This is a genomic window from Streptomyces otsuchiensis, assembly GCF_004305975.1.
GTDB classification, from domain to species: Bacteria; Actinomycetota; Actinomycetes; order Streptomycetales; family Streptomycetaceae; genus Streptomyces; species Streptomyces otsuchiensis.
Genome location: NZ_BHZI01000106.1, coordinates 1 through 18,931, shown reverse-complemented (window position 1 = coordinate 18,931; position 18,931 = coordinate 1). Strand labels below are relative to the sequence as shown.

Here is an 18,931-nt window from a genome sequence, read left to right as displayed (position 1 = left end):
GCGGCCGGGAGTCCGGCGACACCGCACCAGGACCGCACGTCGGCCGAGGCCGCAGGGCCGAACGCGGCCAGGTAGCGGCGGACCATCGCCCGGCCGACCGGGTCGGAGTCGTCCTGCGGCAGCGGGTCCACCTCCCGCCCGAGCCAGGTGGAGACCGGCAGGTTGCGCACCCCGGCCCGCTGCCGCCACAGGCCGCGCGGCGGCAGCTGCACCATCGGGATGAGCGCGGCGACCAGCATCTCCCCCAGTGCGCGCGTCCCCGCCTCCGGCCAGCGCCCGGCCACCGCACGCGCCAGTTCGCCCATGGACCGCGGTTCGCCGTCGGCCATCACGGCGCGGCCGGCGGCGGCCAGCTCGTCCAGATCGATCCCGTCGAGTTCGCGGCGGTAGACCCCCAGTACTCGCTGGCGCAGCATGGCGTTGTGCCGCCCGCGCCACGCGAGGACGTCGTCGGCGGTCACCAGGTGGACGGTGCGGCGCATCAGATGGGTGCGGACCACGCCGCGCCCGGTCAGCAGCTCGGAGAGCTCCGCCGGGTCGAAGTCGCGCAGCCGCGAGGCGAGCCCCACGAACGGCTCCTGCGGTTCCTGCGCCTGGATGCCGCAGAGCCGGGCGACGGCGTCGCGGGCGGAGAGGTCCGCCCGCTCCAGGAGGAGCTGCCGGGCGAGGGTGGCGCGGTTGAGCGCGCGGGAGCTGAGGACGGGGGCGGCGCTCACGCGGCGGCCCCGCTCGTGCGGCCGGACCGGCTCGTGCGGATCGTCCGGGCCGCGTGGATCATCCGGGCCGCGTGGACCGTCCGGCTCGTACGGATCGTCCGGCTCGCCTTGCCACTCTCGCTCATCCGGTCCCTGCCTCTCGCTCTGGTGCCGCCGGTACGTGCCCCACCGGCGCGGCCACACGAGGAGCATGACAGGGAATGCGGACAGGATCTGTCCTCTTCTCCGCGCGTGCGCCGCGCATCGACTGAGCGACCATCGCTATTCTTTACGATGAGCGCAAAAAATGGCGTAGAGTGAAAGCATGAACAAGCGAGACAAGATCGACGACATCATCGACATCGTCCTCCCGCTCCCCGCGTCCGCCCCCGAGGACGCGGACGAGCCGGCGCGGGCGGCACAGGAAGCCGTGAAGGCTGAGATCAGCAGCCAGAGGGAGGTTTTCGAGCGCTACCTCCGCGTGGCTGACGGAGCCGGAGCGGAACCGCCGCACGGCGACGTCCTGCTGAACGAGATCGATCGCGCGCGTACGGAGATGCGGGAGGCCGAGGACCGCATGCGCATGCTGATCGCCTACGGCCGCGAGTTCATCACGCCGCAGCCGTACCCCCTCAAGGCGCTCGCGGCGGCGGCGGGGATGTCGATCTCGGGAACCCGCAGCGCGTACACGTCGGACGAGACCGTCTCCGTCGCGGAACGGACCGGACGCCGCCCGGCCCCGAGCCGAACCGCCACGGCTGACACGGCGACGGAGTCCGGCCGGCCCGGCGCCTGACGGCGGGAGCTCCTCAGCGCTCCGCGATGCCGACCTCGAAGAGGTCGTCGCAGACGACGATCGCCTCGCTGCCGACTTCGTCCGCGGCGATGGTGTAGCCCTCACTCTCACCCGGGAGGACCACGTCGAGCTGCGTCGCGGGCTCCCAGCACTCGGCGTTCGCCGAGGCCTCGCTCACGGTGCGCAGTTCGAGCACCATGCGCTCGTCCGGCTCGAAGGTCAGCGGGCCGATCGGCGCAGCCTCCTCGGTCGCGGCTTCGCCGACCGCGTCGCCGTCGGCGTTGAGCGGGGTGACGGCGGGGAAGCCGTTGATCTCGCAGTTCTCGGCGCCCATGTTGATCAGTTCGAGCGTGTGGACCTGCCCGCCCGCGCCGTTGTCCTCCGGTCCGGTGAGCGCCGGTTCCATGACCTCGCCCCGGCAGGGTTCGACGGTGCCGCCCGCCGGGTCGCCGCCGTCCGCACCGAGGTCGTCGGTGTCGTCGGTGTCGTCCGTCTCGTCCGGGTCGTCGGTGGTGTCAGGGTCTTCGTCGGTGGCCGAGGTCTCCTGCCCGGCCGCCGCGCCGTCGTCGTCATCGCCGGAGCCGCAGGCCGAGGCGGCGAGGGCGAAGGCGGCGACGAGGGCGATGGACAGGGCACCGCGGGGACGCCGACGGGCGGTGGACCGTCCGGGGCGGCCGGGGCGTCCCGGGGTTGCGGCGATCGCGGCGACCGTGTTGGCGTGGGTGTTGGGGATGGTTTCGTCCTGGTTCGTGGCTTCGGTCTCGTGATCCATGTCATCCCGCGTGCCCGGCGCACAGCGATTCATACCGAGTAGGTACGTCCGAACCGGATGGGCGGAGGCGGCGGGGAATAGCGCCGAACCTGCAGAACGTTGAGAGTTCAACTAAAGTGAGGCCGTAGGCCAAGGAGGTCCACCATGCCCGCGATCACCGTCGAGAACCCGCTGACTCTGCCCACCGTCGCCCCGCCCGCGTCCCCGGAGGCCCGCACCCGACCGGTGCTCGGCGTCGTCACGGCCCCGACCGGCTTCGAGGGCGAGGGCTTCCCGGTGCGCCGCGCATTCGCGGGCATCAAGTACCGCCACCTCGACCCGTTCATCATGATGGACCAGATGGGCGAGGTGGAGTACGCGCCCGGAGAGCCCAAGGGCACGCCCTGGCACCCGCACCGCGGCTTCGAGACCGTCACCTACCTGATGGACGGAACCTTCGTCCACCAGGACAGCGAGGGCGGCGGCGGCGTCATCAACGACGGCGACACCCAGTGGATGACCGCCGGCTCCGGCCTGCTCCACATCGAGGCACCGCCGGAGCAACTGGTCATGACCGGCGGCCTGTTCCACGGAATCCAGCTGTGGGTCAACCTGCCCGCCAAGGACAAGATGACCAGCCCCCGCTACCAGGACATCGGCGGCAGCAACGTCAAGCTGCTGACGACGCCCGACGGCGGCGGCCTGCTCCGCCTGATCGCGGGCGACCTCGACGGCCACAGCGGCCCCGGGATCACCCACACCCCGATCACCCTGGTCCACGCCACCGTCTCGCCGGGCGCCGAGATCACGCTGCCCTGGCGCAGCGACTTCAACGGCCTCGCGTACGTCCTCGCCGGCAGCGGCAGCGTCGGCACCGACCACCGCCCGGTGGAACTGGGACAGACCGCCGTCTTCGGCGACGGAGACTCCATCACGGTGCGCGCCGACGAGAAGCAGGACGCCAACACCCCCAACCTGGAGGTCATCCTGCTCGGCGGACAGCCGATCCGGGAGCCGATGGCGCACTACGGCCCGTTCGTCATGAACAGCCAGGCCGAACTCAAGCAGGCGTTCGACGACTTCCAGGCCGGCCGCCTCGGCCGCGTCCCCGCCCCGGTCCCCCACACCGACGCCGGCGCCACCTCCTCCGAGGACTGACGCCCAGGCCGCGCCCTCCACGGCCCGACCACCACAACGCCCGCCGGGCCCGACCGTCTTGACGACGGCCGGGCCCGGCGGGCGTATAGGTTCACGAACGGCCGGGATCGACCGGGCCGTCGGCCCGCCATCCGTCCTGGCGAGGGATGCCTGCCATCCCGTCGTCCTCACCGGCAGGCGGCTCGGCGCCAGGCTCGGGGTGACTTCCAGGTGCCGACACATCACCGGACGGGTCCACCGACCAGGCCCGCTGCTCCGGCCGCTGGCGAACACGGGAGTCGACGGACTCCGTTGCGGACGTATCTCCACCCGCTTCCTCCCACGGTCGCCCTCTCACCGTCGCGTGCCCAGCCAGGTCAGCCTCCATCTCGTCGGCCTCAACCGGCTTGCCGTGCGCACGCAGGAGCCGGACGAATCGCTGAACAACGAGGTCCCGGTCGTCGTCGTCCTTCTGGAAGCCAAGACTGTCCAGAAGGTCCACGAGCACATCCGACGGAGAGCTGTCTTGTCGGCCATGGCCAGGGTCCGTTCGTTCGTTCTCATGGAGGCGCCGGATCACCTCTTCAGAAACCATGGAGGCCAGCAGATCGTCGTCGTGCGCGGGCTGCCCGGTTGGTGTCACCAGCCGATGGAACGGCTCAGCCACGTCGGAGTTGTTCGCCGCAGCGGAGATCCTCGCGAGTGGGCCGATCATGGACACGGCGTTCTCGACATCGTTGTTGTGCCGCGCGAGCCACCAGACGACCGCGCTGCCCGCACTGGCCAGCACGTCGTCGGCAAGGTAGGCACGCCGCTCCCGCTCGCGCTTGACCTCGCGGTGCCACAGTTCGGTTTCGCGTACCTCCTCCTCCATGCGCCGCAGCTGGTCCAGTCCTTCGGCGTCGACAGTCACCTTGATGTCCTGCGCCCAGGCGGCCACCACACCGGACACATCCTCGGAGGGGGCCGCGAGGGCGGCTTCGAGGAGATGCCGTGTGAGGTCGAGCCTGCTGGGGTGTTCCCGTCGCGTCACGGCCTGGATTCTGCTCAGCACCGATGAGACCGCGATGTTCTGGTTGGCGGCGTCGCGGTTGAACTGAGTGATTTCCGAGACGCGTTCCGCAGCACGCCACCACACCGTCGCCGATACGACGAAATCGAAACCGGGCGCGGAACTCGCGACCGCGACGGAGTCGATCTGGGCTCTACGGGCCGGGCGCTCCGTCGGGACGTCCTTGTAGGTCGGCGGCAACTGATCCGGTTCGGCGTCGTACCGCTGCACGCCCCGAGGTGCCGAGACCTCCGACCAGAGCAGAATCAGTGCTGTGCCTGACATCGCCGTGGCGGCGACAAGCACGGTGAGCAGCGTCTGCCACTCGAGCCCCACCCCAAGGGCGGCGGGCACCGCGCCCGCGAGGACGATCAGCGAGTACCTGACGGTGGTTGTCACACGGTCTCCCGAGAACTAGCGGCGCCGGGGACCGAGATGCTCAGCCCCTGCGCGTCATCGATCTTCTGCCAAAGCCGCGCCGCTGTCTGACGCGCTTCCTGGGGCGCCCCCTTGGCCGTGGAGGACTGCCGTGACCACTCGTAGGATGTGCGGTAGAGGGCTGTGAGACAGTCAGCACGCCGGGCTGCCGCGACGAAGTCATCCAGCACCCCTGGTGCGTGAGAGCCCCGCATCAGTGCGTTCAGCCATAGGTGGACCGCTGGCTTCCAGCGAGTGGGATCGCCCCGGCTCATCAGGTGACACCAACCCCGCCGCCACGCACGTCGCCTGAGCGCGTCCCTGGAGCGCTCAGGGCCCAGGAGTTCCGCCAACATGACGAGGTTGGCGTCCGCTCTTTTTGGCAACGCCTCACACAGACGGCCGATAACCTGGTCGTACAAAGCACGTTCACGCGCGGCAAGCTGGAGCATGGACTCACGTGCGTGGTCCGAACCGTTCACCCCGCCGCGCACGGCCAGGTTGTGCAGTCGGACCAGCGCCTCGTTGGGGTACGAGGCCACCAGGACACGCTCACAGACCTGCACCACCACCTGGGCCCGGTCCGGGGTGAGAGTGCCTTCCCGCGCCCAGTGGTACAGGCGGGCACGGACAGCGCGACCATGCCGCTCATCGCACGCGCCGCGTCCGAGCGCTGCGATCGATTCCGCTACGAGGCCGCTCTGGTTGGGCCCCGTCCATGACTCGACCACGGCGAGAAGTTCGTCCTGCCCGTCCGTGCGCAAGCACAGCTCGGCCAGACGCTCCACGACGCGAAGGCGCTGCTCCGGGCTCAGAAGGGTGTCGCCCACTTCTGCTGCCCAGGTGATGAACTCCCCTCGCAAATCGGGAAAGTACCGCCAGAAGTGAAGCCGGACCGCCTCGTCCTGGGCCCAGCGGTCGAATCTCACGACTCCGCCGGATTCAGAGACTCCACCCACGTCTGCCAGCTGGCGGGAGAAGTCGGGCCGGACAAGTGGATGTGCCTCTGGGTCCTCGCATTCGAGCCGCTTCAGAAGCCGCTGGGCCGCATGGTGCACCACGTCCACCGATGTCCCGGAGTACATGGCTGCCGCGAGCAGAAGAGCCCTCGGCCGGCACTCGGAGTGCTTGTTGAGGAGCTTGGCGACGTCCGAACTCTGGTCACCCATCTCCTTGACCGCGTCCTCACACCACGCGGACCAGCCGGCCGACGGCTTCGTCGTCCTGCCGTGGTCGATGCGCACGGCCAGCCAGGCGATGTCCCGCATGGAGGCAGTCGCGATGAACGACACGAGCTTCTCGGAAACGGTAAGGTCCGCGGCCGTGGTGCGCAGACCGTGCGCCCGCAAATGGGAACGCAGAACGCCCAGGGCGTTGGGCCTGCCCACCGAGACGACAAGCGGCTGAAGCTGGGCATCGAGGTGTCGGCGCAGACCGTGGGGAAGAACCACCACGAGGTGGGCGCCGACCTCTTCGCACTCCGCTCGGTACGCTCGCACGGACCGCTCAACCGCGGTGTACTGATCCGCCCCGTGACGGGACAGGTCGATCGTGTACCGCTGGCCGGGCGAGAGGGGGAGACGATCGTCCTCCTCCGCTCGGTCCAGCGTGAGCTCACTGATCACGCCCGACGTGCCACGAATCCGGCACAACATGACCGTGGCCGCCGCATGCCGGCCAGCGCCGGGCGGGCCGTCCAGCAGAACGGTTGAACCCGGCTTGGCGATCCGCTCGACGGCAACCCCGAATCGAGCCGGAGGAACGAACAGCGCGACAAGCCGTTCACGCTCTTCCCGCGCCATCCGGAGACCCTCGCGGGGAGGCGTGTACGAAGGCGCCGCGATATAGACGTTCTGGGTACCCTTGCCCGTGTTGACAGCCCCATGCGTGTCATACACGAAGGCGCGGTCCCCGGCGGCCGTCATCCGCTGTCACGCTTGTCGCGGGACGTCCCGAAATTCTGCTCGACGCCGCGGAAGTCACCGCGCTCCGCGTAGTTGATTCCCGTGTTCTCGCCGATGAACTGCGGACCGTTGTTCTGCGCTCCGCGACCGGTGTTCACGGGCCCGCGGGAGTCGCTGACGACGGTCCCGCCGAAGTCCCTTCCGATCGTGCCGACGCCGCCGCGCTGGTTGTACGTCGTGACGTCGGTGTGGACGTTCGTGGAGTCCGCCGAGTGGTCGTTCACCTGTGATTCGACAGATTCGGCCAGCTCACTGCCGCGATCGACTTCGGCCAAGTGCCTCACGCATTTGACAACATCATTGCCGATCTGCGAAAGCGCCGGTTGCGCGGCACTGTGATCGAGGCACCGATACTGGTAGTCAGCGATGAAGGCCAGCTCCGGCGGCAACGACTGCCGCTCAAGGCGCGTTCCGTAGCCGACAAGCACGGGAATGATGATCGCACCGTCCTCGTTCGCTTGGATGATCTCCCGCCGGGTCCAGTCGTTGGGGTCCATCAGAGCAGGGGTCGACCCGTTCGCAACCGTTGCTTCGCACCAGCCATGACCGATGACAACAATCATGACTTCGCATTCCCTGACAGCGCGCACCAACTCTTTCGGGAAGGCAGTGCCGGCTCCGATGGACTTGCTGTCTTTGAACACGCGCTCGTCACCGAACCTGCGCGACAGCTCACGCTCGATGAGGTTTGCTGTCTCATCGCCGTATCCGGTGCGGTAGTTGATGAAAATTTCGGGCATGACTGATCTCCGTGATGGCGTGGGCGAATCGGCCGTCAGCTGACGACCTGGTCCCGTGTTGGACTCTTGTGAATTAGTTCCGGGGACGCCGTTGGACCTTCAGCGCGTTCAAGCCGCTAGCTCCGAGAGGAGCCGGTCAGGGCAAGGTTGAGCGAAGGCTGCAGCGCGGCAACCGCGTCACAGCTCCGGAAACGGGAAAGTTCTCGATCGAGAGCGCGGAGGTCACACGCGATGGTCGCGGAAGACACCTGCGGGGCGAGCCCAAGCAGGTCACCGGCGATATGACATGCGTGCTCCACCTCGCCGGACGCAGCGTGCGCGAGCGCCCTCCGCACCCCGTAGCGCAGTCGGTTGCGAGTCGCGTTCGGTGCGAGACGAGCGCACTCCACATCGAGGACAGCAGCGGCCGCCCGCGGCCGCCCCAGGTCGTAGAGGCACCACCCGGTGCTCATCGCTGCGGGGTCGGGCACGTGTGAAGTGCCAAGGACCGGCCCTTCCCCCGCCTCCTCGGCAGCGCGAGCCAGCAGATCGCGGGACTCCTCCAGCCGCCGCATACACGGACCTTCATCACCCGCCACCGCGTGCCCGAGGGCTTCGTGCTGGGCCGCCAAACCCCGAACTCGCGGAGGTAGCTGGCTGTGCTGAGCCATGGCCGCAAGACTGACGGTCTCTTGTGCCTCTCGCTTGTAGACCCTCGTCAGAGAACGCCGCACGTGAACAAAGGCACGCATCGAGTGATCGCCTGCTACCTCCGCGAGGGCGGCGGCGTTGTCGAGCCACTGGTCGGCGTCAGCGTCGTCCCCTGCTTCTTGTGCCATCCAGCCCGAGAACTCCGCGTAGCGGGAAGCAAGATGGATGAGCGCGCCGCGCTCGCTGGAAGAGACACGCGAAGCGGCCTGGATCACGGAACTGGTCTGAAATCGGAGCACAGGCAAGAGAGCTGTCGGGGGACCTGCCTGGCCGAGTAGCCGCATCTGGTCGAACTGACCCCGAAGGGAATCGAACAGGCTCTCCGATGCCACGCCCGCGCTGTATGCCACGCCAGATATGCCTGTCGTTGACGAGTCGCCGGCGCCGGCCAGTGCCCGGCCCCCCACGAGCGTGCCCATCGTGGCCAGTACTTGCCTCCGCCCAACGGCTGTCTGCTCTGTAACTGTCGGGCGCCCGGGAGTTGCGTTCGTGGCCGTCGAGTCAATCAGGCGCCAGAGGCTTCCGGCAGCCTTGAGCTCAGCGTCGCAGCGTCGTGCGAGAGCAATCGAGGGACGCTTGAGACCTCGTTCAACCTTGCTGAGATGGCCCTTGTCGTAGTTGACCGCAGCGGCGAAATCGCTCAACGACACGCCTGCTTCTTGCCGGAGACGCCGCAGCTCCAGTCCGAACGACCGGGATACGCGCATGTCACATACACCCCTTAGGGCTATCGACAATGAAGATCGGGGAGACAGAACACCAGGTGCGGTTCCGAGGCTGAGTCTTCCACGGTGCAAGCCCGAGAAGTGACCGACGGGAGGGGTTGCCCGTTGCCTCTTTGCCTCAGCGTGGGCAGCTCTCCGTGCCCCCCGCCGCGCGGCAAAGGCCCCGGCTGAGCGCTGACTACCTTCCTAAGCTGCGGAAACAGCGCACTCATGGTGCGTTCGGGCCATGAGTAGCCGCGCAGGGCGTCCACTGGCGCGCGGAGACGTGCGACCACAGTCGTCCGGGCACCGGCGTACGCCCCGCGCGGGCAATAATCTCGCTCACCGGGATAGCTCCCCGGCCCACGTGGTTGATGGAAGCAGACGACAAGCTGTCGCACAGATCTGCAAACCTCTGCCAGTACCCCCTCCCGCAGGCGGCCGGACGGGGCTTTCCCAACTCATTGGTTATCAGCATCTAACCGCCGATTAGGTGATTTGATGTGCCTATCACCGGGGAGGGCGGAGCGCCCATCCCTCGAAGAAGAGGTGGGGGTGACGCGCGGTGCGGTTGATGTTGTCCGTGTCCACGACGGCGAGGGCGATTCCCTGGTCCGGTGTACTGGCCCCTGGCCGGTCGCTGGTCTACGACGTCCTCGGGCGGAATGCGCCCGAGTTGGGGCGCAAGCTACACGGTGACGGCTGGGGCCCTCACGGGATGATGCCGTTCGGGCACTCGGCCCCCGTCTTCCCGCACGCGCGGAAGACCCGGGGCAGCTACACGGCCGGAGGACCGGGAGCGATCGAGTTCGGCAGCCCGCTGATGGAGATCGTGGAGCCGCTGGCGCAGGGGCTGGCCGGACGCGAACTCCTGGACTGGGGCGGGGTCGCCCTGCGTCTTACCGGCCTACGGGCGCTGGAGCCACCGTCGTTCGGCTCCGGGCGGGCAGTATTCCGCACCACGACACCCGTCGTGGTGAAGGGCTCCGGGCGCGATGAGAACGGCGAGCGTGTAACGCGGCAGGAGTGGCTGCTGCCGGACGACCCGAGCTGGCCCGTCTACGTGCAGCGCAATCTGGAACGCAAGGCGGAGACCCTCGGCCTCAAGCCGGACGTGCGGGTCGAGTCGGTGGGTTGGGTGGGCCCGAAGCGGTCGTTCGCAGTCGGCCAGGGCAAGAAGCCGGGCTGCGCGGTCGAGGTCGCGGTATCAGGCGATCCGGAACTGCTGGGAGCGCTGTGGAGTTGGGGCCTCGGGCAAGCCAACTCCGCCGGATTCGGGTGGATCACCGCATGAGCGCCGCCGAACTGCCGGGCCGTGCCGAACGAAGCCGGCCGCAAGCTGGTCGTGCAGACGGTTCGCGACGAGTCCGCCACCACCGTCGCCCACCGCACAATCAAGCGGTCCGTGGCCTACGGTGAACTGCTCCACCTGGTCGCCCTCTCACTCGCCCGGCACTGCCTGGAGGGCACCCCGTACAAGCCGTTCCGAATCTGGTGGTGAGCGGCGGACGCACGTTGTCGTCGTCTACGACACGGACGCTGATCACAACGCGGCGATCCTGCGCACCTGTCGCAAGTACTTGCACCACGTGCAGCGCAGCATCTTCGAGGGCCAGCTGAGCACGGCGTAGAGGGGATGTGGGTGGACGCCCCCGGGACGCGGTGGTCCTCATCGCCCCTGCGAGGGGTAGCAACCGGCGAACGCTCGGCAGACCGGCTGGGGGTTGGACGGTCCTCATCGCCCCCGCGAGGGGCCGGAAGCCGGGTGTCCGCCAGCCCGATCAGTGACGGACCCGGTGGCGGCACGCGGGTCACCTCACGGGCGGGCAGGGACGGCGCGGGGCAGTTCGGATTCGAGGCAGGTGCGGAAGGTGCGGGCGGGGCGGCCGGTGATGCGCTGGACGGTGTCGGTGACGCGGTCCTCGGCCCCTTCGGCGATGGCGGTGTCGAGGTCGGCCAGCAGCGCGGCGAACTCCGCGGGCAGGTGTTCCGCGAGGCGTTCACGGACCTGTGCGTTGGTGAGGCGGAGGTGGGTCACGGGCCGGCCGGTGGTCTCGGCGACGATGGTGGCGATCTCGTCGTAGCTGAGGGCCTGCGGTCCGGTGAGGACGAGGTCGGTGTTGAGGGCGTGTTCGGCGGTCAGGGCGTGGACGGCGACGGCCGCGATGTCCTCGGCGTCGACGAAGCCGACCCGGCCGTTCCCGGTGGCGGTCCGGATGACGCCCTCGTCGCGGATGCTCGCGGCGTGCATGTGGGCGCCGGTGAAGTTCTGCATGAACCACGAGGGGCGCAGTACCGCCCATTCGTCGAAGAGTTGGGGCAGATCGCGGTGGACGAGGCCGACGCCGGGTCCGCCTTCGGGGAGGACGGAGGCGCTGAGGAGCACCGCGCGGCGCACTCCGGCGGCGCGGGCCTGCCGGAGGAACGGCAGCATGACCGCGGCCGGGTCGGGGTCGCCCGGGGGCGGCGTCAGGTAGACGCGGTCGGCTCCGTCGAGGGCGGCTGCGTGCGTGCTGGGCGTGTACCAGTCGAAGGCGACCGGTTCGGCGTCGCGGACTGGGGTGGCCCGGCGGCTGGCGGCTTTGACGCGGTGGCCGGCGGCGGTCAGTTGTGCAGCGGTGCGGCTGCCGGTGGTTCCGGTCGCTCCGATGACCAGTGTGGTTCCGGTGGTTGTCATCTGCTGCTCCCGGTGGTGTCGGTGGTGTCGCTACGTGGTCCGGCGGCGCTGCTCCCGCCCGGCCACGGGGTGTGGCGGCGGAGGTTCGCCGGAGAGGTCGGCGTGGGCAGGGGTATCCTCCGTCCATGGAAAACGGACCCTGGGTCCGGTTGACGATACGGACCGCCGGTCCGCTTTGCAAGGGAGGAGCCGCATGACCGAGCGCAAGCCCCGGAAGGACGCCGCCCGCAACCGGGAGGCCGTTCTCGCCGCCGCCGACCGCCTCTTCACCAGCCGCGACAACCCCGAGGACGTCACCATGGCCGACGTCGCGGCAGCGGCCGGAGTCGGCAAGGGCACCCTCTTCAGGGCCTTCGGCGACCGCCCCGGGCTGCTCCGCGCGCTGTACGAAGCGCGGCTCCAACCGCTCAGGGAAGCGGTCGAATCCGGTCCGCCACCCCTGGGACCGGCCACTCCCCCGCTGCTGCGCGTGCCCGCCCTCCTCGATGCCGCGCTGCGCTTCAAACTCGACAACCGCCGCCTCGCGCTGGCCTTCGAGGAGAGCGGCGGCACCAGCCCGTACCAGGCGGCGCACTACGAGCGCTGGCACGGCCTGCTGCGAGGCGTGCTGGAGCAGGTTCCCGGCCTGACCGACAGCGAGTTCACCGCCCACGCCCTGCTCGCGGCGGTCCGGGCCGACCTCGTCGAGCACCTGGCCGATCGCGAGCACGTGCCGCGCGAGCGCATGCGGGCGCAGTTGGCGGACTTCACCGCCAGAGTGCTGGGCACCGACCCGCCCGACGGAGACAGCGACCGGTCCTGAGCGCTCACCACGGGACGGACGGGTCGCGTACGAACGCCCGTACGTACGTAAGGCATTGACCTCGAAGGTGGCCGCATGGAGGACGCGGGCCGTGTCATCGGGACGTACGAGGCGAACTGATCCGGCCTCCCACGGCGTCCCGATCAGTCGGGGAGTTCGGCGCCCTCAGGAAGCTGGTAGCTCACGAACCACTCGACGGTCTCGGGGGCGTCTATCTCGAACTGGACGCGTCCGGCACGGGCGGTGTCGGCGTCGAGGTCGAGGTCGAGCTGGTTGAGGGAGCGAGTGACGTCGCCGTCGACGCAGACGATCCCGAACTCGCCGACCTCGGCGACGGTGAGCAGGACGTCGCGGGCCCCGCTGTCCGCGCGGCAGTTCACGCTGAGCCAGGATTCGCCCTCGACCAGCGGGATCTGCCCGAAGAGGTGGTATCCCCGGCTCGGCCCCTCGGACAGGAACTCGACCGCTCCCGAACGCAGTTCAGGTGCATCAATCCCGTCCGTCGCGTGGCTCGGCGACCCGGCGGGGACGGGAGCACCGTCGGATTCGCTCGAAGAGTCGCCGACGGTGGTGCAGCCCGCGATCGGCAAGGTGGCGCAGAGGGCGAGACGGAGGGTCCGCGGCGGAGCGGCGCCGGTCGTCACCCGCATGTTCTCCCCCCATCCTGAGCGTGCCGGCCACCCCGGCAGGCCATTTCACCACCTGCGGCCCGGCCTCGGCCAGGCCGCAGGGCCTGGCCGGGGCCGTGCGGTCAGGACGGGGTGACGGGGGTCTGGAGTTCGGTGACCCAGTCGTCCCGGTTAGCCGGGCATTCCAGGTTGACCTCGCGCGCGTAGCCGGCCGCGCGGTGGCCGTGGGCGTCGATCCAGCGGTCGAGGGCCTGGGCGGTGGGCAGGACGGTGTCCATGGAGCCTCGGTGGACGATGGTCGCGGCCCGCTCCACCGCGGGGAGGTCCAGGACACGCAGGTCATCGTCGTCCCGGAGTTCCGCCGAGACCTGCACGCCCGCGTGGACGGTGACGGCTCCGCCGCCCTCCGGCGCATCCTCGTAGCGGGCGATGCCGGGGCCGGTGCAGCGGATGCCCGCGGCCTCCAGTCGCGGGAACAGCTCCTCGTACAGGGCCCCGATGACGGGGCTGATGTCCTCCGGGGCGTAGCTGGCGGCGGTGGCGGTCAGCTCGGCGACGCGCACTGCGGGGAGGGACTTGAGGACGACGTCGATGGTGGGCATGTGCCCCTCGCTCTCGATCGAACGGAGCCTCGCCTCGACCCGCGTCAGCCGGTCCGCCGCCTCGGCCATCACCGCCTCCAGTTCGGCCCGTCGCATCCGCAGCATGCCGCGCAGTTCCTCGGTGCTGACCTTCTCCTCCACGATGTCGTGCACCTGCTGGAGGGTGAAGCCGAGGTCCTTGAGCGCGATGATCCGGTTGAGGCGGGCGAGTTGGGAGGCGGTGTAGTGGCGGTAGCCGGTGGCGGGGTCGACGTGGGCGGGCCGCAGCAGTCCGGTGGCGTCGTAGTGGCGCAGCATCCGGACCGAGACGCGGCCGTGGCGGGCGAAGTCTCCGATGGTCAACATGACGCCTCCCAGCTGACCGTCTGACACGGTGAGAGGGTCAAGACGCTACGCCGGGCGCCGTGCGCGGCGCCCGCGCCCCGCCCGTAGCCGCCGCGCCGACGCTCCCGCTCGCTGCGGGAACGCTTCAGCGGAGCGTGGGCTCCTTGGTGTCGACCAGCGAGGGGTGGGGCTCGCCGCCCGACATCTTCAGCAGGCCGCGCAGGCACCGGACGGCCAGCAGCCAGTTCCGGGGGTTCTTCATGTTGAGGCCGCCGACGAGCTGCTTGAGCATGGTGAGGGTGTCGAAGTAGACCCGTTCGCAGACCAGGTTCTCCTGCTCGTCGAAGACGAAGAAGGCGGTCATCCGCACCCGGAAGCTGTTGCCGGTCGGCGGGATCGAGCCGAGCGGGCCGGTGTGGGTGCCCTTCAGCCAGAACTCGACGATCACGGCGTCGTCGCTGTGGCGGAGCGCGATGATCTCGTGATGCTGGTCGGGGAAGGCGACCCGCGTCTCGTCGTAGTAGTCGCGGACCGCGCCGTCGCCGTCGTGGACGGTCATGGTGGCTATCAGTTCGTAGTGCGGGTGCGGGAAGGTCGACAGCACGTCGTCCCACTCCTGGCGGACCTCGTCCTCGAAGTGGTCCAGGACCAGCTTCTGACGTGCGGCGTGGGTCTCTTCGGTGATCATGCTGCTCCTCGGGCCATGACGCCGCGCCGGGCCCGGCGGGCGCGGCCACGGTATGCCGCAGGGTCACGCGCCGTCCGGGCAACGGCGCACGCCCGGCGCCGATTCGGCCACCGTCGGGGCGCCCGGGTGTGGGGGTCGCGGCTGCCGGGTGGTGCCCGTTCGCGCGGTGTGCGCGGCGCCCGACGGGGCGCGTGAGGCGGGACCGCTGGTGGGGGTCGTGCGCGGGTCCGGCCAGGGTTCGGTGGGGCGGCGCGGGCGGCGACGGCGCGCGGGCACCGGTGGCCGTCGGCTCGTCCGGTTCACGTCCCTCGCGAGGCGGGCGGTGACGCGCGTCGTCACTGGGCGGCACGAGTCGACACGGTTGCGGCACGGGGTGAACGTGGCCGGAACGGCGCGTCCGGGCGCGCCGGAAGCCGGCCGCGGGTCGCGTCGGCCCGGTGACCGGTGATGCGGGTGGGGTTCGGCGGGGCTGCGGCGGGATGGCACGGGCGGCGCGGGCGCGACCCGAACGGCCCGAGGTGCGGGCCAGGGGCCGACCCGGCGGACGACGGTCAGGTGGAGGCGGTACGACCGCGCAGCGCCACGTTTGTCCCCCAGGCGGCGGCCAGTCCGAGCACGGTGGCCACCAGGATCGCGACGACATCCGGCACGCCACCGGCGAGCAGCAGACCAGAGACGAGAACGACGACGACTCCGGCCGCCGCGGCGAGGCTCTGTCTGGTGCGCTTCTTCATGATGCGACCTCCCGATCATGTGCGTTGGGGTGCACATGCCCACCTGAGCGCCGGTCAGCCCTCCGGCCGCCGACGTTCGGTCCGGAACCGGCCAGCCGTGACGCGGCGCGCGGCGCCTCGACGCGCGCGACGTCGCCCGCCCCACCCCACCCCTGCCCGGCCTGGCGGCCGGGCCGGGGGCGGGAGCCGGGACGTGCGGGTCGCCGCGAGGATCAGGGAGGGGCCGGGGCGCCGGGGGACCGTCAGTCGACGGTCGCGTCGACCGTGACCTCGATGTTCCCGCGCGTGGCGTTGGAGTACGGGCAGACGGTGTGCGCGGCCGCCACCAGGCGGTCGGCCGTCTCCTGGTCGATGCCGGAGCACTCGGCGTGCAGCGCGACGGAGAGCTGGAACCCGCCCTGGTCGTTCGGGTGCAGGCTCACCTCGGCGACGACGGCCGAGTCCGAGATGTCGACCTTCTCCTTGGAGGCGACGAGCTTCAGCGCCGAGTGGAAGCAGGCGGCGTACCCGGAGGCGAACAGCGCCTCGGGGTTGGTGCCCTCGCCGGTGCCGCCCATCTCGGTGGGGACGGCGAGCGTCGCGTGGAGCTGACCGTCGGTGGTGCTGACGCGGCCGCCGCGACGACCCTCACCGGTGGAGGTGGCGACGGCGGTGTAGAGCGTCTTGCTGGTGTCGGACACGTGATTCTCCCTGGTGGGTAGCGCGGGTTCTGGCGTGCCGCGTCCGGCGCCCCGCGTGGCAGGCGGTACCGTCACGGCACATGTAGACGAACTAGTAACTCTACTGAGATGACCCTACAGTGGTATCGACGAACCGCAAGCCCGACCCGCCCTCCCCACGGGCGCGGCGCAGGCCGGGCGGCGGAACCGAGGAGAGGACAGTCGATGAGCACGCGGCGCACCACCGCGACGGGCGCGCACAACGCGACGCCGGGCAACACCGCTGCTCAGGTACGGGAGCGCGAGCCCCGGCCGGACGACGGCACACCACGGCGCAGCGGCGCCGCCACCCGCGCGCGCATCCTCGACACCGCCGCCGAACTCTTCTACGCAAACGGACTGCGGGCCGTCAGCGCTGACCGGATCATCGAACGCGTCGGCATCACCAAGGTCACCTTCTACCGCCACTTCCGCACCAAGGACGAGCTGATCGTCGCCTATCTGGAACGCCGCACCGCCTGGGAACACCAGGCGATGGAGGAGGTGCGCGCGGCCGCGAGCGACGACATCGAACGGGCCGTCGCCCGCCTCGCCCACGGCATGGGCACCGAGATCTGCCGACCCGGCTTCCGTGGCTGCCCGTTCATCAACGCCGCAGCCGAGTACGCCGACCCCGACCACCCCGTCCGCCGACTCGTCACCACCCACCGGGAATGGTTCATCGGCCAACTCCGCGAACTCCTCACGGCCGCCGGGGTCGCCCACCCCGAGCCGGCCGCACAGGAACTGATGATGCTGCGCGACGGCGCCGCCATCGCCGGCTACCTCGGCGACCCCACCACCGTCGCCAACGCCCTCGAACGCGCCGCCCTCGCCATCATCACCGCACACCGCTGACCCGCCCACCGGCCCGCCGCTACGCTGACGACCGACACGAACCACCCGCCCCGCCCACCGGACAGGCCGATCCGCCGTAGCCTGGAACACCGGAATTTCAGCAACTCTCCGGGGTTTCCCGCACTACCGGAGGTCCGCTGAAAAACCACCCCCACACCTGGGTCACCGCACCCACCACGACCTGGACCTTCACAATGGGGTCCTCATCGCCCCTTCGAGGGGTAGCAACACGGCCAGGACGAGCGCGACCTCTCCCCCGGTGTGGAGTCCTCATCGCCCCTTCGAGGGGTAGCAACAGTACGAAACCCTTGCGCTGCATGTGCGCGCAGATAGTCCTCATCGCCCCTTCGAGGGGTAGCAACTAGACGGTCCGGGGCGTCCGGCGGGGCAGCGGCTCCCGGTCCTCATCGCCCCTTCGAGGGGTAGCAACCGGCGCGGGCGCGGTTCTCCATGAGGGTGGCGGCGTGTCCTCATCGCCCCTTCGAGGGGTAGCAACCGTGATGATCACGGCGGGGCCCCTGGGTGTGTTGTGGGGTCCTCATCGCCCCTTCGAGGAGCGGCATTTGAAAAGTCCAGTAGTGATGTCTCAGGTGTCGCCAGCCTCTCCGCTTCTGGGCGGAGGCGGCGCCTCACACTGCGTAAGCACGGGATGGCCTGCCTTTCCAGCCCGGACGAAGGGTCCCCGCGACACCACGCCCCCACCGCCCGTCGGTCAACTCCCGCCCACAAGCGGAGAGTAGCGAAGAGAACCCCGCCCGTGGCTGTTTCGGCGGGGTGGGGCAGAATGCCGGGGATGCCTGCCGGGATCGGGCGGGCCCTTCTGTGGGCCGGCCGCCCGGCGGCCCGTGCCGTCGCCGGTCGCCCCGCGTCAGCCCTCGCGCACCGCGCGAGACGGGTGCGCCTGCCTGGCCGGATGTACCAGTACATACACGAGGGTGGGGGATTCTGTCATGCGCTCTACTTCACGCCGTCTCGCGGCGTCTCTCGGCGCCGCCGGCCTGCTTCTGGTGGCGGGGTGCGGAGGTGACGCCGCCACTGCCTCGGCCGACGAGGAGATCGAGGCCGTGGAGCCCGAGCCGACGGCCGCTCTGGACGCCGACGAGGCGCAGGCCGTGCTCGACCACTACATAGAGATCAACAACCAGGCCAACCACGACCTGGACAGCGACCTGATCGCCACCATCGAGGGCGGCTCGCTCTACCTGCGCAGCAACGCCACCTTCGAGTACGTCACCGCCCAGCCGGAGGACGAGCGCGAGGACTACGAGTCGTTCGCCTACGAGAACGCGCGGTTCTACATACCGGTCGACGGCGAACCGTGGTTCATGGCCGTGGCCACTCCCGACTGGGACGACCCCCTGGACCGGCTGCTCACCTTCGCCGCCCAGGAGGAGGGGGACGGGGAGGACGACGGCGAGAAGTGGAAGATGGTCTCCGCGTTGGCCATCCCGGAGGACGTGGAGTTCCCGGAGATCGCCTTGGACGCCGACGGCTTCGCGGAGGCGGTTCCCGACGACAGCGACCACGGCAACCTCCAGCCGGACCAGATCGCCCGGGCCTACTCGGACCTGCGGCTCACCGCAGGTGAGGGCTGGGGCGGGCATCTCGCGGACTCCGAACCGAAGGAGATCGCCCTGGAGGAGCACCAGGAGGCCCTCGACATCACGGCCGACCGGGAGAGCCTGCTCAAGCGGGACTTCATGTCCCACACGGAGGAGCCCGGACTGTACTCACTGCGCACCGCGGACGGCGGCTCCCTCACGGTGGCGCCGGTCGCGCACGGGATGCGGCAGACGGCGGACCGCGCGGGTGTGGAAGTCACCCCCGGGGACGCGATGATCGCCTGGGACATGACGCCTCGTACCGCGGTCAACGCCACCTTCGTGGGCGAGGTCGTCGCCCACATCCCGCCGGACGAGGCCCCGAACCTGTTCAGCGCGCGGATCAGGGTCATCGACGGCTACTGAGCCGAGA

Annotated in this window: 20 protein-coding genes and 1 CRISPR repeat array; of the genes, 8 read left to right on the top strand and 12 right to left on the bottom strand. The window is 69.9% G+C overall.

Annotated features, from left to right (window positions below):
• Window positions 1–716: DNA glycosylase AlkZ-like family protein (locus E0D90_RS12335; protein ID WP_130797984.1), on the bottom strand; the 716-nt coding region annotated here is incomplete at its 3' end.
• 304 nt (window positions 717–1,020) lie between these two features.
• On the opposite strand from E0D90_RS12335, the gene E0D90_RS12330 reads away from it, so the two are divergent.
• The gene (locus tag E0D90_RS12330) at window positions 1,021–1,491 is read left to right on the top strand and encodes a hypothetical protein (RefSeq protein ID WP_130797982.1); all 471 of its coding nucleotides are present in this window, start codon (window positions 1,021–1,023) and stop codon (window positions 1,489–1,491) included.
• A gap of 13 nt (window positions 1,492–1,504) precedes the next feature.
• On the opposite strand, the gene E0D90_RS12325 is transcribed toward E0D90_RS12330, so the two are convergent.
• Entirely contained in the window at window positions 1,505–2,263 is a 759-nt protein-coding gene (locus tag E0D90_RS12325) for a DUF4232 domain-containing protein (protein ID WP_130797980.1), read from the bottom strand.
• Window positions 2,264–2,407: 144 nt separating this feature from the next.
• Here E0D90_RS12325 and E0D90_RS12320 point away from each other — a divergent pair, with 144 nt between their 5' ends.
• Window positions 2,408–3,400 (top strand): pirin family protein, encoded by a 993-nt coding sequence (locus E0D90_RS12320; protein WP_103501885.1) that lies wholly within the window; start codon window positions 2,408–2,410, stop codon window positions 3,398–3,400.
• A 91-nt stretch (window positions 3,401–3,491) separates the two neighbouring features.
• Here the strand turns inward: E0D90_RS12320 and E0D90_RS12315 are convergent, their stop codons facing one another.
• The 4 genes from E0D90_RS12315 to E0D90_RS12300 all read right to left on the bottom strand — a co-directional run bounded on the left by E0D90_RS12315 (window position 3,492) and on the right by E0D90_RS12300 (window position 8,948).
• Window positions 3,492–4,829 carry a hypothetical protein gene (locus E0D90_RS12315; RefSeq protein ID WP_130797978.1) on the bottom strand — a complete coding sequence of 446 codons (1,338 nt, stop codon included), beginning with the start codon at window positions 4,827–4,829 and terminating at the stop codon, window positions 3,492–3,494.
• The gene (locus tag E0D90_RS12310; RefSeq protein WP_130797976.1) at window positions 4,826–6,745 is read right to left on the bottom strand and encodes a hypothetical protein; all 1,920 of its coding nucleotides are present in this window, start codon (window positions 6,743–6,745) and stop codon (window positions 4,826–4,828) included. The genes E0D90_RS12315 and E0D90_RS12310 overlap by 4 nt, the downstream gene beginning before the upstream one ends.
• Window positions 6,746–6,768: 23 nt before the next feature.
• Window positions 6,769–7,551 carry a toll/interleukin-1 receptor domain-containing protein gene (locus tag E0D90_RS12305; protein ID WP_130797974.1) on the bottom strand — a complete coding sequence of 261 codons (783 nt, stop codon included), beginning with the start codon at window positions 7,549–7,551 and terminating at the stop codon, window positions 6,769–6,771.
• Between the two features lie 116 nt (window positions 7,552–7,667).
• Window positions 7,668–8,948 (bottom strand): helix-turn-helix domain-containing protein, encoded by a 1,281-nt coding sequence (locus tag E0D90_RS12300; RefSeq protein WP_130797972.1) that lies wholly within the window; start codon window positions 8,946–8,948, stop codon window positions 7,668–7,670.
• 580 nt (window positions 8,949–9,528) lie between these two features.
• Between E0D90_RS12300 and E0D90_RS12295 the strand changes: the two genes are divergently transcribed.
• From E0D90_RS12295 to E0D90_RS12285, 3 genes are read left to right on the top strand one after another with little or no spacing between them, the layout of a single operon-like run.
• The gene (locus E0D90_RS12295; protein ID WP_227870176.1) at window positions 9,529–10,239 is read left to right on the top strand and encodes a CRISPR-associated endoribonuclease Cas6; all 711 of its coding nucleotides are present in this window, start codon (window positions 9,529–9,531) and stop codon (window positions 10,237–10,239) included.
• 21 nt (window positions 10,240–10,260) lie between these two features.
• Window positions 10,261–10,446: a hypothetical protein gene (locus E0D90_RS12290; RefSeq protein ID WP_227870175.1), complete on the top strand. Its 186-nt coding sequence runs from the start codon at window positions 10,261–10,263 to the stop codon at window positions 10,444–10,446.
• Window positions 10,361–10,576 carry a CRISPR-associated endonuclease Cas2 gene (locus E0D90_RS12285; protein WP_130797968.1) on the top strand — a complete coding sequence of 72 codons (216 nt, stop codon included), beginning with the start codon at window positions 10,361–10,363 and terminating at the stop codon, window positions 10,574–10,576. The genes E0D90_RS12290 and E0D90_RS12285 overlap by 86 nt, the downstream gene beginning before the upstream one ends.
• 185 nt (window positions 10,577–10,761) lie before the next feature.
• Here E0D90_RS12285 and E0D90_RS12280 read toward each other — a convergent pair whose 3' ends face one another.
• Entirely contained in the window at window positions 10,762–11,622 is an 861-nt protein-coding gene (locus E0D90_RS12280; RefSeq protein ID WP_130797966.1) for an NmrA family NAD(P)-binding protein, read from the bottom strand.
• 193 nt (window positions 11,623–11,815) lie between these two features.
• On the opposite strand from E0D90_RS12280, the gene E0D90_RS12275 reads away from it, so the two are divergent.
• The gene (locus E0D90_RS12275; RefSeq protein WP_103503381.1) at window positions 11,816–12,424 is read left to right on the top strand and encodes a TetR/AcrR family transcriptional regulator; all 609 of its coding nucleotides are present in this window, start codon (window positions 11,816–11,818) and stop codon (window positions 12,422–12,424) included.
• A 143-nt stretch (window positions 12,425–12,567) separates the two neighbouring features.
• Here the strand turns inward: E0D90_RS12275 and E0D90_RS26585 are convergent, their stop codons facing one another.
• The 5 genes from E0D90_RS26585 to E0D90_RS12250 form a co-directional block, all read right to left on the bottom strand.
• A complete protein-coding gene (locus E0D90_RS26585) occupies window positions 12,568–13,074 on the bottom strand; it encodes a hypothetical protein (RefSeq protein WP_157996855.1) in 507 nt (168 codons plus the stop codon).
• A 101-nt stretch (window positions 13,075–13,175) separates the two neighbouring features.
• On the bottom strand, window positions 13,176–14,000 hold the full coding sequence (locus tag E0D90_RS12265) for a MerR family transcriptional regulator (RefSeq protein ID WP_130797964.1): 825 nt from the start codon (window positions 13,998–14,000) through the stop codon (window positions 13,176–13,178).
• 124 nt (window positions 14,001–14,124) lie between these two features.
• A complete protein-coding gene (locus tag E0D90_RS12260) occupies window positions 14,125–14,667 on the bottom strand; it encodes an ester cyclase (RefSeq protein WP_130797962.1) in 543 nt (180 codons plus the stop codon).
• A gap of 551 nt (window positions 14,668–15,218) precedes the next feature.
• On the bottom strand, window positions 15,219–15,401 hold the full coding sequence (locus tag E0D90_RS12255; protein WP_130797960.1) for a hypothetical protein: 183 nt from the start codon (window positions 15,399–15,401) through the stop codon (window positions 15,219–15,221).
• 242 nt (window positions 15,402–15,643) lie between these two features.
• Window positions 15,644–16,081 (bottom strand): organic hydroperoxide resistance protein, encoded by a 438-nt coding sequence (locus E0D90_RS12250; RefSeq protein WP_130797958.1) that lies wholly within the window; start codon window positions 16,079–16,081, stop codon window positions 15,644–15,646.
• A 204-nt stretch (window positions 16,082–16,285) separates the two neighbouring features.
• Between E0D90_RS12250 and E0D90_RS12245 the strand changes: the two genes are divergently transcribed.
• Together E0D90_RS12245 and E0D90_RS12240 are read left to right on the top strand one after the other, a co-directional pair.
• On the top strand, window positions 16,286–16,957 hold the full coding sequence (locus E0D90_RS12245; protein WP_130797956.1) for a TetR/AcrR family transcriptional regulator: 672 nt from the start codon (window positions 16,286–16,288) through the stop codon (window positions 16,955–16,957).
• Between the two features lie 199 nt (window positions 16,958–17,156).
• A CRISPR array of direct repeats spans window positions 17,157–17,521; the repeat unit is 30 nt; unit sequence GTCCTCATCGCCCCTTCGAGGGGTAGCAAC.
• Window positions 17,522–17,907: 386 nt separating this feature from the next.
• Window positions 17,908–18,924, top strand: a complete 1,017-nt coding sequence (locus E0D90_RS12240) for a DUF8094 domain-containing protein (RefSeq protein ID WP_130797954.1) — start codon at window positions 17,908–17,910, stop codon at window positions 18,922–18,924.
• The last annotated feature ends 7 nt before the right edge of the window (window positions 18,925–18,931 follow it).

Coding starts and splice junctions, on each gene's coding strand:
- E0D90_RS12300 (WP_130797972.1), bottom strand. CDS start 8,948: ATGCGCGTATCCCGGTCGTTCGGACTGGAGCTGCGGCGTCTCCGGCAA.
- E0D90_RS12305 (WP_130797974.1), bottom strand. CDS start 7,551: ATGCCCGAAATTTTCATCAACTACCGCACCGGATACGGCGATGAGACA.
- E0D90_RS12260 (WP_130797962.1), bottom strand. CDS start 14,667: ATGATCACCGAAGAGACCCACGCCGCACGTCAGAAGCTGGTCCTGGAC.
- E0D90_RS12280 (WP_130797966.1), bottom strand. CDS start 11,622: ATGACAACCACCGGAACCACACTGGTCATCGGAGCGACCGGAACCACC.
- E0D90_RS26585 (WP_157996855.1), bottom strand. CDS start 13,074: ATGCGGGTGACGACCGGCGCCGCTCCGCCGCGGACCCTCCGTCTCGCC.
- E0D90_RS12325 (WP_130797980.1), bottom strand. CDS start 2,263: ATGGATCACGAGACCGAAGCCACGAACCAGGACGAAACCATCCCCAAC.
- E0D90_RS12245 (WP_130797956.1), top strand. CDS start 16,286: ATGAGCACGCGGCGCACCACCGCGACGGGCGCGCACAACGCGACGCCG.
- E0D90_RS12320 (WP_103501885.1), top strand. CDS start 2,408: ATGCCCGCGATCACCGTCGAGAACCCGCTGACTCTGCCCACCGTCGCC.
- E0D90_RS12255 (WP_130797960.1), bottom strand. CDS start 15,401: ATGAAGAAGCGCACCAGACAGAGCCTCGCCGCGGCGGCCGGAGTCGTC.
- E0D90_RS12330 (WP_130797982.1), top strand. CDS start 1,021: ATGAACAAGCGAGACAAGATCGACGACATCATCGACATCGTCCTCCCG.
- E0D90_RS12240 (WP_130797954.1), top strand. CDS start 17,908: ATGCGCTCTACTTCACGCCGTCTCGCGGCGTCTCTCGGCGCCGCCGGC.
- E0D90_RS12265 (WP_130797964.1), bottom strand. CDS start 14,000: ATGTTGACCATCGGAGACTTCGCCCGCCACGGCCGCGTCTCGGTCCGG.
- E0D90_RS12275 (WP_103503381.1), top strand. CDS start 11,816: ATGACCGAGCGCAAGCCCCGGAAGGACGCCGCCCGCAACCGGGAGGCC.